The 14,285-nt window shown below is 60.6% G+C and carries 2 protein-coding genes and 5 rRNA genes; all 7 read left to right on the top strand.

Features of this window, described 5'->3' with window-relative positions:
* The first annotated feature begins 440 nt into the window (after positions 1 to 440).
* The 7 genes from DEJ34_RS13240 (at position 441) to DEJ34_RS13210 (ending at position 14,166) form a co-directional block, all read left to right on the top strand.
* Positions 441 to 3,568, top strand: a 23S ribosomal RNA gene (locus DEJ34_RS13240).
* Between the two features lie 140 nt (positions 3,569 to 3,708).
* A 5S ribosomal RNA gene (gene rrf, locus DEJ34_RS13235) occupies positions 3,709 to 3,825 on the top strand.
* A gap of 1,853 nt (positions 3,826 to 5,678) precedes the next feature.
* A 16S ribosomal RNA gene (locus tag DEJ34_RS13230) occupies positions 5,679 to 7,200 on the top strand.
* Positions 7,201 to 7,673: 473 nt separating this feature from the next.
* Positions 7,674 to 10,801: ribosomal RNA gene (locus tag DEJ34_RS13225) — 23S ribosomal RNA — on the top strand.
* A gap of 140 nt (positions 10,802 to 10,941) precedes the next feature.
* Positions 10,942 to 11,058: ribosomal RNA gene (rrf, locus tag DEJ34_RS13220) — 5S ribosomal RNA — on the top strand.
* Together the 16S, 23S and 5S rRNA genes form the textbook arrangement of a ribosomal RNA operon.
* Before the next feature lie 1,328 nt (positions 11,059 to 12,386).
* Positions 12,387 to 13,160 carry a tetratricopeptide repeat protein gene (locus DEJ34_RS13215; RefSeq protein ID WP_258368280.1) on the top strand — a complete coding sequence of 258 codons (774 nt, stop codon included), beginning with the start codon at positions 12,387 to 12,389 and terminating at the stop codon, positions 13,158 to 13,160.
* A gap of 31 nt (positions 13,161 to 13,191) precedes the next feature.
* Positions 13,192 to 14,166, top strand: coding sequence for an HAD-IIA family hydrolase (locus tag DEJ34_RS13210; protein ID WP_258368279.1), 975 nt, complete (start codon positions 13,192 to 13,194; stop codon positions 14,164 to 14,166).
* Positions 14,167 to 14,285 lie beyond the last annotated feature (119 nt).

Raw genomic sequence — 14,285 nt, 5'->3', positions numbered from 1 at the left:
GTGGTGGGTTGGTTGCTGGTCCAGGCGCCCGGTTCGGACCGAACGTGTCCGACGGGTAGCTCATGGGTGGAACATTGACAGTGCAGTCGGGAGCGCGTCTTCTGGTCTCAGTACGCTCGGGTGTCTCTTTGTGAGGTGTCTGGGTTGGAACGGGTCGGGGGGAAGCGGGTTGGCTGGTGCACGTTGTTGGGTCCTGAGGGACCAGGCTTCCTGATCGTCGGGTTGTCTCTTTTGGAGGCGGGTTCGGTGGTTGGGGGTTGGGCCGCAAGGTCCTTCGGTGGGCTGCATGAGGCTAGGCGTTGTGTCTGGTGGAGTGTGGTGCCGATCGTATGTTGAGAACTACACAGTGGACGCGAGCATCTTTAGATTCGCGTCATCGATGATCGTCGGCTTTCGGGTTGGCGTGAAACATGGCGTTGGATCGCAATTTTAATCTTTGTGGTCAAGTTTCTAAGAGCAAACGGTGGATGCCTTGGCATCTGGAGCCGAAGAAGGACGTAGAAATCTGCGATAAGCCTCGGGGAGCTGATAATCGAGCTGTGAGCCGAGGATTTCCGAATGGGGAAACCCCGCCAGGCGACTTGTCGACCTGGTGACTCCCGCCTGAATATATAGGGCGGGTAGAGGGAACGTGGGGAAGTGAAACATCTCAGTACCCACAGGAAGAGAAAACAACATGTGATTCCGTGAGTAGTGGCGAGCGAAAACGGATGAGGCTAAACCGATCATGTGTGATAGCCGGCGGGCGTTGCATGGTCGGGGTTGTGGGACACGTCGCTCAGTTCTGCCGGACTGGGACGGTTACAGCGCATCATAGTCGAACCGGTTTGAAAGCCGGGCCGTAGTGGGTGCCAGCCCCGTAGACGAAATGGTGTTATGGCCGGATGTGTATCCCAAGTAGCACGGGGCCCGAGAAATCCCGTGTGAATCTGTCAGGACCACCTGATAAGCCTAAATACTCCCAGATGACCGATAGCGGACAAGTACCGTGAGGGAAAGGTGAAAAGTACCCCGGGAGGGGAGTGAAATAGTACCTGAAACCGTTTGCTTACAAACCGTCGGAGCCTCCTTTGTAGGGGTGACGGCGTGCCTTTTGAAGAATGAGCCTGCGAGTTAGCGATATGTGGCGAGGTTAACCCGTGTGGGGTAGCCGTAGCGAAAGCGAGTCTGAATAGGGCGATTCAGTCGCATGTCCTAGACCCGAAGCGAAGTGATCTATCCATGGCCAGGTTGAAGCGACGGTAAGACGTCGTGGAGGACCGAACCCACTTCAGTTGAAAATGGAGGGGATGAGCTGTGGATAGGGGTGAAAGGCCAATCAAACTTCGTGATAGCTGGTTCTCTCCGAAATGCATTTAGGTGCAGCGTTGCGTGTTTCTCGCCGGAGGTAGAGCTACTGGATGGCCGATGGGCCTCAACAGGTTACTGACGTCAGCCAAACTCCGAATGCCGGTGAGTGAGAGCGCAGCAGTGAGACGGTGGGGGATAAGCTTCATCGTCGAGAGGGAAACAACCCAGACTACCAACTAAGGCCCCTAAGCGTGTGCTAAGTGGGAAAGGATGTGGAGTTGCACAGACAACCAGGAGGTTGGCTTAGAAGCAGCCACCCTTGAAAGAGTGCGTAATAGCTCACTGGTCAAGTGATTCCGCGCCGACAATGTAACGGGGCTCAAGCACACCGCCGAAGTTGTAGATTTCGCACATAGACAAGCCTTCGTGGTTCAGTCGTGCGGAGTGGTAGGAGAGCGTCGTGTGGCGAGTGAAGCGGCGGAGTGATCCAGCCGTGGACGCCACACGAGTGAGAATGCAGGCATGAGTAGCGAAAGACGGGTGAGAAACCCGTCCTCCGAAAGACCAAGGGTTCCAGGGCCAGGTTAATCCGCCCTGGGTAAGTCGGGACCTAAGGCGAGGCCGACAGGCGTAGTCGATGGACAACGGGTTGATATTCCCGTACCGGCGAACAACCGCCCAAGCTAATCCAGTGGTGCTAAGAGTCCTAACCCGGCACTTGTTGATCCCTTCGGGGTGAGACGGGCCGGTCTAACGCTCGACCCCATGCTGGTGCGGTTAGCGTATGAACAGGTGTGACGCAGGAAGGTAGCTGAGCCAGGCGATGGTATCCGTAAGGTGAACCTGGTGTAAGGATGTAGGGCTGACGATAGGCAAATCCGTCGTCTGTACGCCTGAGATCCGACGCGTACCCGTCAGGGGAAATCAGTGATCCTATGCTGCCGAGAAAAGCATCGACGCGAGGTTGCAGCCGCCCGTACCCGAAACCGACTCAGGTGGTCAGGTAGAGAATACCAAGGAGATCGAGATAATCGTGGTTAAGGAACTCGGCAAAATGCCCCCGTAACTTCGGGAGAAGGGGGGCCGGACACGTGACCGGATTCACTCCGTGAGCGTTGAAGGCCGCAGAGACCAGTGGGAAGCGACTGTTTACTAAAAACACAGGTCCGTGCGAAGTCGCAAGACGATGTATACGGACTGACGCCTGCCCGGTGCTGGAAGGTTAAGAGGAAGGGTCAGCCTCACGGCGAAGCTCTGAATTTAAGCCCCAGTAAACGGCGGTGGTAACTATAACCATCCTAAGGTAGCGAAATTCCTTGTCGGGTAAGTTCCGACCTGCACGAATGGCGTAACGACTTCCCAGCTGTCTCAACCGCGAACTCGGCGAAATTGCACTACGAGTAAAGATGCTCGTTACGCGCAGCAGGACGGAAAGACCCCGTGACCTTTACTATAGTTTGGTATTGGTGTTCGGAGTGGCTTGTGTAGGATAGGTGGGAGACTGTGAAGCGGGCACGCTAGTGTTCGTGGAGTCATTGTTGAAATACCACTCTGGTCACTTTGGATGTCTAACGTAGGACCCTGATCGGGTTCATGGACAGTGCCTGATGGGTAGTTTAACTGGGGCGGTTGCCTCCCAAAGAGTAACGGAGGCGCCCAAAGGTTCCCTCAACCTGGTTGGCAATCAGGTGGCGAGTGTAAGTGCACAAGGGAGCTTGACTGTGAGACTGACAGGTCGAGCAGGGACGAAAGTCGGGACTAGTGATCCGGCAGTGGCTTGTGGAAGCGCTGTCGCTCAACGGATAAAAGGTACCTCGGGGATAACAGGCTGATCTTGCCCAAGAGTCCATATCGACGGCATGGTTTGGCACCTCGATGTCGGCTCGTCGCATCCTGGGGCTGGAGTAGGTCCCAAGGGTTGGGCTGTTCGCCCATTAAAGCGGTACGCGAGCTGGGTTTAGAACGTCGTGAGACAGTTCGGTCCCTATCCGCTGCGCGCGTTGGAAATTTGAGAAGATCTATCCCTAGTACGAGAGGACCGGGATGGACGAACCTCTGGTGTGTCAGTTGTTCTGCCAAGGGCACCGCTGATTAGCTACGTTCGGACCGGATAACCGCTGAAAGCATCTAAGCGGGAAGCCGTCTTCGAGATGAGATTTCCATGCACCTTGAGTGTGAGAGGCTCCCAGCAGACTACTGGGTTGATAGGCCGGATGTGGAAGCGGGGACTAACGACCCGTGGAGCTGACCGGTACTAATAAGCCGAAGACTTGACACACACTTTTTACCCACACCTTTACGCGTGTGGGGCTCGCGTCCACTTTGTGGTTCCCGACAGACGATCGGGAACAACTGAAACTGAACACCGCGCATGCGCGGAATGGTTTCGAAGCTTCCTCGTTGGAGTGTCGAAATTGTTCCGGTGGTCATAGCGAGAGGGAAACGCCCGGTCACATTCCGAACCCGGAAGCTAAGCCTCTCAGCGCCGATGGTACTGCAAGGGGGACCTTGTGGGAGAGTAGGACGCCGCCGGACTTCTTTTCACAGAACGATCGAGCCCCTGACCGGGGTGAGCAGCAATGCCCACCCCGGTCAGGGGCTCTTTCGCGTCCCCACACGCCGGCTGAACAGCACGCCGTCGACGAGCGTCTTGCCCCACTCGCTGTGTGGGGCTACCCGAGGGCGTTCGTCGCTACCGGAGTGAGTACTTCCGTGCGGGTCGAGGTCAGCTGTCGCGATGGAACCCCTTGCTTCTCAGCGGTCCTGCTGCCGGCTCCGGTCATCCCGGGTCGGGTGGCGCGTTGTGGGCGTGATCAGCAGCTCGAGTGGTCCGGAGTAGCGCAACGATGCGTGCTCGGTCTGGGTCCGCGGCCAGTGGTGGTGCGGCGTCACGGGGAGATGAAGGCGGCGATCGATCGCACCGGTCTTGGCTGTCCGGTCATGCTGTCGTCGGACACTCGGACGGATGAGCGATGCGCCGGCGCCCCGAGAGCTGGGGCCGGCGATCTCGATCGCGGACGACGGCCATGCCGAGTTGTCGGTCGCTGCGCGCTCGGCCGAGGTGGAGTGCGGCCTCGTGATCGGCCTCCAAGGACGTTGTCCGGTCTCCGGTGCATCCCGGTGCTCTCGTCCCGGAGGTTCGAGACCTTCACCGTGAGAGGAAGGTCCTTGGTTCGGGAGACAGCCGCCCGTTTCATCGGCCGAGAACGCGGGTGCGTTTTGCCCGCTCAGCAAGATCGGGGCCGCAAGTCGAGCGCTCACCCGAGTTGCTCAGCGGTGCAGTGCTGGGCCGATGAGTTGCCGGACAGAACACGGATTCACCAGAGCCGCGCACCACGAACTGAGCGGGTCGGCATGCAGCGCGAGACGGAACGGGTCCGAATGGTCGCCATGGTGATGTTGTTCGTCGTCCGTCGTCCGTCGTCCGTCGTCCGTCGTCCGTCGCCAGGGAGTCGTCGGATGCGCCGGCTCTCGACGGTCGGATCCCTATGTGGTTCCACGCGGGGCTGCAGTTCGATCCGACGGAACGTCGACGTCCCTTGGACGGCAGCCGCGGCGATCATCGCCTGTGCCTGACGTCTCCTCGAGGAAACGGGCCACCTCGATCCGGAGGCGCAAAGGAGTCGATGCGAACGAGCTCGAGGTGATGCACACTCGCCGTGAGCCGTGAGCCGTGAGCCGTGAGCCGTGAGCCGTGAGCCGTGAGCCGTGAGCCGTGAGCCGTGAGCCGTGAGCCGTGAGCCGTGAGCCGTGAGCCGTGAGCCGTGAGCCGTGAGCCGTGAGCCGTGAGCCGTGAGCCGTGAGCCCTGGCCCGGATCCGGCGGGTGATTGCTGGTTGGTAGCGGGGTGCTCAGCGCCGAGCGGCACCGGTGTTGCATGGTGCGACACGCCCGGGATGTGGGGTGGGTTGGTGGTGGGTGTGGGGGCTGCGTAAAGTAATCCCTCGTCACCCCAAAGGTGCGGCGGAGCGGCTGGAGCGGAAGCCCAGAGCACGTCGGCCCTCAAGTGGGACCATCCTCCACTGGAGTTCAGATCTGGCCTTGTGCTGGGTCGCTTCGACGCTTAGGATGACTACTCCACCGGTTCTCTCCTTCGGGATGAGCCACTGGATCTGACTGCACGTTTTGTGTTGGCGGGTTCGACGACATCGGTGGGATCGAGAGCGACAGCCTCTCTGGCGAAGCATCCTGGTGGTGTGGAGTGGGGAGTGCGTCTGGTCCTTGAGAACTCAACAGCGTGCACATTGTCAATGCCAATTTTATTGACCTCGTGCCTGGTCGGTTTTTTACCGGTCGGGTCATGAAGCAATTCCTTTTGGATTGAAGATTGTCAGTAGACAGTCAACAGTCAAGATCAACTCGCTGGCACTTCGGTGTTGGTTGTAATTTTTTACGGAGAGTTTGATCCTGGCTCAGGACGAACGCTGGCGGCGTGCTTAACACATGCAAGTCGAACGATGATCAGGAGCTTGCTCCTGTGATTAGTGGCGAACGGGTGAGTAACACGTGAGTAACCTGCCCCTGACTCTGGGATAAGCGTTGGAAACGACGTCTAATACTGGATATGACTACTGGTCGCATGGCCTGGTGGTGGAAAGATTTTTTGGTTGGGGATGGACTCGCGGCCTATCAGCTTGTTGGTGAGGTAATGGCTCACCAAGGCGACGACGGGTAGCCGGCCTGAGAGGGTGACCGGCCACACTGGGACTGAGACACGGCCCAGACTCCTACGGGAGGCAGCAGTGGGGAATATTGCACAATGGGCGAAAGCCTGATGCAGCAACGCCGCGTGAGGGATGACGGCCTTCGGGTTGTAAACCTCTTTTAGTAGGGAAGAAGCGAAAGTGACGGTACCTGCAGAAAAAGCACCGGCTAACTACGTGCCAGCAGCCGCGGTAATACGTAGGGTGCAAGCGTTGTCCGGAATTATTGGGCGTAAAGAGCTCGTAGGCGGTTTGTCGCGTCTGCTGTGAAATCCCGAGGCTCAACCTCGGGCTTGCAGTGGGTACGGGCAGACTAGAGTGCGGTAGGGGAGATTGGAATTCCTGGTGTAGCGGTGGAATGCGCAGATATCAGGAGGAACACCGATGGCGAAGGCAGATCTCTGGGCCGTAACTGACGCTGAGGAGCGAAAGCATGGGGAGCGAACAGGATTAGATACCCTGGTAGTCCATGCCGTAAACGTTGGGCGCTAGATGTAGGGACCTTTCCACGGTTTCTGTGTCGTAGCTAACGCATTAAGCGCCCCGCCTGGGGAGTACGGCCGCAAGGCTAAAACTCAAAGGAATTGACGGGGGCCCGCACAAGCGGCGGAGCATGCGGATTAATTCGATGCAACGCGAAGAACCTTACCAAGGCTTGACATACACCGGAAACGGCCAGAGATGGTCGCCCCCTTGTGGTCGGTGTACAGGTGGTGCATGGTTGTCGTCAGCTCGTGTCGTGAGATGTTGGGTTAAGTCCCGCAACGAGCGCAACCCTCGTTCTATGTTGCCAGCGGGTTATGCCGGGGACTCATAGGAGACTGCCGGGGTCAACTCGGAGGAAGGTGGGGATGACGTCAAATCATCATGCCCCTTATGTCTTGGGCTTCACGCATGCTACAATGGCCGGTACAAAGGGCTGCGATACCGTAAGGTGGAGCGAATCCCAAAAAGCCGGTCTCAGTTCGGATTGAGGTCTGCAACTCGACCTCATGAAGTCGGAGTCGCTAGTAATCGCAGATCAGCAACGCTGCGGTGAATACGTTCCCGGGCCTTGTACACACCGCCCGTCAAGTCATGAAAGTCGGTAACACCCGAAGCCGGTGGCCTAACCCTTGTGGAAGGAGCCGTCGAAGGTGGGATCGGTGATTAGGACTAAGTCGTAACAAGGTAGCCGTACCGGAAGGTGCGGCTGGATCACCTCCTTTCTAAGGAGCATCTGGTCAGTGCTGCTCACCGTCGTGGTGGGTTGGTTGCTGGTCCAGGCGCCCGGTTCGGACCGAACGTGTCCGACGGGTAGCTCATGGGTGGAACATTGACAGTGCAGTCGGGAGCGCGTCTTCTGGTCTCAGTACGCTCGGGTGTCTCTTTGTGAGGTGTCTGGGTTGGAACGGGTCGGGGGGAAGCGGGTTGGCTGGTGCACGTTGTTGGGTCCTGAGGGACCAGGCTTCCTGATCGTCGGGTTGTCTCTTTTGGAGGCGGGTTCGGTGGTTGGGGGTTGGGCCGCAAGGTCCTTCGGTGGGCTGCATGAGGCTAGGCGTTGTGTCTGGTGGAGTGTGGTGCCGATCGTATGTTGAGAACTACACAGTGGACGCGAGCATCTTTAGATTCGCGTCATCGATGATCGTCGGCTTTCGGGTTGGCGTGAAACATGGCGTTGGATCGCAATTTTAATCTTTGTGGTCAAGTTTCTAAGAGCAAACGGTGGATGCCTTGGCATCTGGAGCCGAAGAAGGACGTAGAAATCTGCGATAAGCCTCGGGGAGCTGATAATCGAGCTGTGAGCCGAGGATTTCCGAATGGGGAAACCCCGCCAGGCGACTTGTCGACCTGGTGACTCCCGCCTGAATATATAGGGCGGGTAGAGGGAACGTGGGGAAGTGAAACATCTCAGTACCCACAGGAAGAGAAAACAACATGTGATTCCGTGAGTAGTGGCGAGCGAAAACGGATGAGGCTAAACCGATCATGTGTGATAGCCGGCGGGCGTTGCATGGTCGGGGTTGTGGGACACGTCGCTCAGTTCTGCCGGACTGGGACGGTTACAGCGCATCATAGTCGAACCGGTTTGAAAGCCGGGCCGTAGTGGGTGCCAGCCCCGTAGACGAAATGGTGTTATGGCCGGATGTGTATCCCAAGTAGCACGGGGCCCGAGAAATCCCGTGTGAATCTGTCAGGACCACCTGATAAGCCTAAATACTCCCAGATGACCGATAGCGGACAAGTACCGTGAGGGAAAGGTGAAAAGTACCCCGGGAGGGGAGTGAAATAGTACCTGAAACCGTTTGCTTACAAACCGTCGGAGCCTCCTTTGTAGGGGTGACGGCGTGCCTTTTGAAGAATGAGCCTGCGAGTTAGCGATATGTGGCGAGGTTAACCCGTGTGGGGTAGCCGTAGCGAAAGCGAGTCTGAATAGGGCGATTCAGTCGCATGTCCTAGACCCGAAGCGAAGTGATCTATCCATGGCCAGGTTGAAGCGACGGTAAGACGTCGTGGAGGACCGAACCCACTTCAGTTGAAAATGGAGGGGATGAGCTGTGGATAGGGGTGAAAGGCCAATCAAACTTCGTGATAGCTGGTTCTCTCCGAAATGCATTTAGGTGCAGCGTTGCGTGTTTCTCGCCGGAGGTAGAGCTACTGGATGGCCGATGGGCCTCAACAGGTTACTGACGTCAGCCAAACTCCGAATGCCGGTGAGTGAGAGCGCAGCAGTGAGACGGTGGGGGATAAGCTTCATCGTCGAGAGGGAAACAACCCAGACTACCAACTAAGGCCCCTAAGCGTGTGCTAAGTGGGAAAGGATGTGGAGTTGCACAGACAACCAGGAGGTTGGCTTAGAAGCAGCCACCCTTGAAAGAGTGCGTAATAGCTCACTGGTCAAGTGATTCCGCGCCGACAATGTAACGGGGCTCAAGCACACCGCCGAAGTTGTAGATTTCGCACATAGACAAGCCTTCGTGGTTCAGTCGTGCGGAGTGGTAGGAGAGCGTCGTGTGGCGAGTGAAGCGGCGGAGTGATCCAGCCGTGGACGCCACACGAGTGAGAATGCAGGCATGAGTAGCGAAAGACGGGTGAGAAACCCGTCCTCCGAAAGACCAAGGGTTCCAGGGCCAGGTTAATCCGCCCTGGGTAAGTCGGGACCTAAGGCGAGGCCGACAGGCGTAGTCGATGGACAACGGGTTGATATTCCCGTACCGGCGAACAACCGCCCAAGCTAATCCAGTGGTGCTAAGAGTCCTAACCCGGCACTTGTTGATCCCTTCGGGGTGAGACGGGCCGGTCTAACGCTCGACCCCATGCTGGTGCGGTTAGCGTATGAACAGGTGTGACGCAGGAAGGTAGCTGAGCCAGGCGATGGTATCCGTAAGGTGAACCTGGTGTAAGGATGTAGGGCTGACGATAGGCAAATCCGTCGTCTGTACGCCTGAGATCCGACGCGTACCCGTCAGGGGAAATCAGTGATCCTATGCTGCCGAGAAAAGCATCGACGCGAGGTTGCAGCCGCCCGTACCCGAAACCGACTCAGGTGGTCAGGTAGAGAATACCAAGGAGATCGAGATAATCGTGGTTAAGGAACTCGGCAAAATGCCCCCGTAACTTCGGGAGAAGGGGGGCCGGACACGTGACCGGATTCACTCCGTGAGCGTTGAAGGCCGCAGAGACCAGTGGGAAGCGACTGTTTACTAAAAACACAGGTCCGTGCGAAGTCGCAAGACGATGTATACGGACTGACGCCTGCCCGGTGCTGGAAGGTTAAGAGGAAGGGTCAGCCTCACGGCGAAGCTCTGAATTTAAGCCCCAGTAAACGGCGGTGGTAACTATAACCATCCTAAGGTAGCGAAATTCCTTGTCGGGTAAGTTCCGACCTGCACGAATGGCGTAACGACTTCCCAGCTGTCTCAACCGCGAACTCGGCGAAATTGCACTACGAGTAAAGATGCTCGTTACGCGCAGCAGGACGGAAAGACCCCGTGACCTTTACTATAGTTTGGTATTGGTGTTCGGAGTGGCTTGTGTAGGATAGGTGGGAGACTGTGAAGCGGGCACGCTAGTGTTCGTGGAGTCATTGTTGAAATACCACTCTGGTCACTTTGGATGTCTAACGTAGGACCCTGATCGGGTTCATGGACAGTGCCTGATGGGTAGTTTAACTGGGGCGGTTGCCTCCCAAAGAGTAACGGAGGCGCCCAAAGGTTCCCTCAACCTGGTTGGCAATCAGGTGGCGAGTGTAAGTGCACAAGGGAGCTTGACTGTGAGACTGACAGGTCGAGCAGGGACGAAAGTCGGGACTAGTGATCCGGCAGTGGCTTGTGGAAGCGCTGTCGCTCAACGGATAAAAGGTACCTCGGGGATAACAGGCTGATCTTGCCCAAGAGTCCATATCGACGGCATGGTTTGGCACCTCGATGTCGGCTCGTCGCATCCTGGGGCTGGAGTAGGTCCCAAGGGTTGGGCTGTTCGCCCATTAAAGCGGTACGCGAGCTGGGTTTAGAACGTCGTGAGACAGTTCGGTCCCTATCCGCTGCGCGCGTTGGAAATTTGAGAAGATCTATCCCTAGTACGAGAGGACCGGGATGGACGAACCTCTGGTGTGTCAGTTGTTCTGCCAAGGGCACCGCTGATTAGCTACGTTCGGACCGGATAACCGCTGAAAGCATCTAAGCGGGAAGCCGTCTTCGAGATGAGATTTCCATGCACCTTGAGTGTGAGAGGCTCCCAGCAGACTACTGGGTTGATAGGCCGGATGTGGAAGCGGGGACTAACGACCCGTGGAGCTGACCGGTACTAATAAGCCGAAGACTTGACACACACTTTTTACCCACACCCTTACGGGTGTGGGGCTCGCGTCCACTTTGTGGTTCCCGACAGACGATCGGGAGCAACTGAAACTGAACACCGCGCATGCGCGGAACGGTTTCGAAGCTTCCTTGTTGGAGTGTCGAAATTGTTCCGGTGGTCATAGCGAGAGGGAAACGCCCGGTCACATTCCGAACCCGGAAGCTAAGCCTCTCAGCGCCGATGGTACTGCAAGGGGGACCTTGTGGGAGAGTAGGACGCCGCCGGACTTCTTTTCACAGATGTGGCCATCGGCCCTCCATCGAGAGCGAGAGCTCTCGTGAGGGTCGGTGGCCATTTCTCATTCTCAGGGTGCTCCACAGGTCGACTCTGCGCTGGGTTCGTGATGGACTTGACGCAGGGCGAGCTGCACAGCCCACACACAACGACACAGCGGACGACCGTCGGGACATCTGATCTCGGCACGCAACGAGGAGCTACGGTGGCGAACGACGACGAACAGCGACGAGACGGGCGCGACGGCGACCGTCAGGACCGGCCTCGACGCGACGGCGGTCCGCAGCGGAGCGGTGACCGCGGTGGGTGGTCGTCCGGACCTCGCGACTTCGAACGCCGCGAGGGGCAGCGTGGCGATGACCGTCGCGGCGCCGGTCGTCCCTCCAACGAGTCGTCGGATCGGCGGCCGGCTGGTCGTGACTTCCGTGAGGGTGGAGCGCGCTCGGACCGCCCCTCGTGGCGATCGGACCGCCCTTCGTCCGACCGTCCGCGTCGTGATGGTGACCGTCCCTTCCGTGGTCGAGACGACCGACCCCGTCGTGACGGTGACCGCCCGGTTCGCTCCGGGGGCTCGGATCGTCCGTTCCGCGGTGGCGACGACCGGCCGCGTCGAGACGGAGACCGTCCGTTCCGCGGTGGTGAAGATCGCCCCCGCCGTGACGGCGACCGTCCGTTCCGTGGTGGCGATGACCGTCGCCGTCGTGACGGTGACCGCCCGTTCCGGAGTGGCGACGACCGGCCGCGTCGTGACGGTGACCGCCCCTACCGCTCCGGCGGGTCTGACCGCCCGTTCCGTGGTGGCGATGACCGGCCGCGTCGCGATGGTGACCGCCCCTACCGCTCCGGCGGGTCTGACCGCCCCTTCCGTGGTGGCGATGACCGCCCGCGTCGTGACGGTGACCGCCCCATCCGTGGCGGCGATGACCGTCCGCGCCGTGACGGAGACCGGCCGGTTCGTTCCGGTGGTCCGGACCGTCCCTTCCGCGGCGGTGACGACCGGCCCCGGCGTGACAGCGATCGTCCGTTCCGCGACGGAGGGCGTCCGCGCCGTGACGACGACCGTCCGGGCCGCGACGGCGCCGACCGGAAGCGGTTCGGAGACGGCTCGCGCTCGGCCGGCGCGCGGTTCGGCGAGGCGGCCCGCGACGACTGGGAAGACCGCGACCCGTACGGCACCCGGTCGATCCGGCCGCGGCACGATGACCCGGAGATCCCCGAGGAGATCCAGGCGCGTGACCTGCACCCCGCCGCGCGTGCCGAGCTGAAGACGCTGAGCAAGGACAACGCTGACTGGGTTGCCCGGCACCTCGTCACCGCCGCGATGCTCGTGGACACCGACCCGGAGCTGGCGAACCAGCACGCCCTCAGCGCGGCTCGTCGTGCCGGCCGCGTCGCCGTCGTCCGCGAGACGGCTGCGATCACGGCGTACCGGCTCGGTGACTTCGCGACGGCGCTCCGGGAACTCCGGACGTACCGACGCATCTCCGGCCGGAACGACCAGTTGCCGATGATGGTCGACTGTGAGCGCGGCCTCGGCCGACCCGAGCGTGCGCTCGAGCTGGGTCGCTCGGTCGACCGCGCCGCCCTGGAGACGCCGGTGCAGGTGGAACTCGCGATCGCGATGTCCGGAGCCCGGCTCGACCTCGGGAACCCCACAGCCGCGCTGGGCGAACTCGAGATTCCACAGCTCGACCCGTCTACGGCCTACAGCTGGTCACCGGCGCTCTACAGTGCTTACGCGGCCACGCTCGAGGAGCTCGGCCGCCAGGACGAGGCCGACGAATGGTGGGCCCGTGTCGACCGCGCGGCCGAGGCTCTCGCCGAGGCCGCTGAAGACGATGCTTGGGAGACAGTGGATGTGGTCGAGGAAGCGCTCGAAGACGACGGGTTCGACAGCGAGCCCGGACGCGACGAGTCCGACGACTCCGGACTCGAGGACGGCGAGCTCGACGACGCAGAGCTCGGGGACGCCGAGCCCGGCAACGGGTACGTCAGCACCCTCGGGAACGACGAATCCGACGGCGTCGCCGGGGACGACCTCGGAGAGCGCGACGAGGACAACCCGCGGGACATCGACGGCTCCGCAGCAGGCTGAGACCCCTCGGCCGCCGGTGGACGGCGTCGACGTGGTCCTCACCGACCTCGACGGCGTCGTCTACCGTGGACGGAACGCTGTTCCGCACGCCGTGGAGGCCCTGACCCGGGCCGCCTCGACGGCGCGTGTCGGCTACATCACGAACAACGCGTCGCGGCGCCCGGTGGACGTCGCGGAACACCTCGAGCAGTACGGTCTGCAGGTCACCGCCGACGACGTGGTGACGTCCTCCCAGGCCGGTGCGCGGCTCCTCGCGACGCTGGTTCCGGCGGGTTCCACCGTGCTCGTGATCGGTGGGCTCGGCCTGACGACGATCGTCGAACAGGCCGGCTTCGTCGTCACCGACAGCGCGGAGGACCACCCGGCTGCCGTCATCCAGGGCTTCGCCCCGGAGCTCGGCTGGAAGCAGCTCGCCGAGGCGTCCTTCGCGCTGGCGGACGCCTCCGTACCGTGGGTGGCCACCAACATGGACTGGTCGATCCCCGTCGAGCGCGGCATCGCGCCCGGCAACGGCACGCTCGTGGCGGCCGTGCACCAGGCCGTCGGCAGGATGCCGGTGGTCGCGGGCAAGCCCGAGCGGCCGATCTTCGACGCCGCCCTCGCTCGGTTCGGTGGTGCGAGCCCGCTCTTCATCGGTGACCGACTGGACACCGACATCAAGGGCGCGAACGACGCCGGCATCCCGAGCGTGCTCGTGCTCACCGGCATCGATCAGCCCAAGCAGGTGCTCGCAGCGGACCAGCGGTCGCGACCGACGTACGTGCTCCGAGACCTCCGGGGTCTGCACGAGCCGTACCCGGTGACCATCCGGCACGAGGACCGGGACGGCACGCGCCGGGTCACGGTCGGCGAATCGACGGTGAGCATGCGAGGTCACGTCGTCCGCGCCGAACGAGTCGGACCGGACGACATGGACCTGTTGCGTGCCGGCGCGACAGCGATCTGGGACTCCGGACTGGCGATCTACGGGCTGGACGTGGACCCGAAGCTGTACGGCGGCGAGTAGCGTGACGGGCGTGGAACAGGCCCGGACCGACGACGCTGCCGAGCCGGTCCTCCCCACTGCACGGGCCGTCCCAGGACCCCCGCGGGCCGTTCCGGTAGCTCCGCGTGCAGTGCCCGGTC

Source organism: Curtobacterium sp. MCPF17_050 (genome assembly GCF_003224435.2).
In the GTDB taxonomy this organism is placed as follows: Bacteria; Actinomycetota; Actinomycetes; order Actinomycetales; family Microbacteriaceae; genus Curtobacterium.
This window is presented reverse-complemented; position numbering and strand designations above follow the sequence as displayed.

What these genes read in the sequence shown, in the direction of transcription:
- DEJ34_RS13215 (WP_258368280.1), top strand. Translation starts at nt 12,387, where the DNA reads ATGCTCGTGGACACCGACCCGGAGCTGGCGAACCAGCACGCCCTCAGC.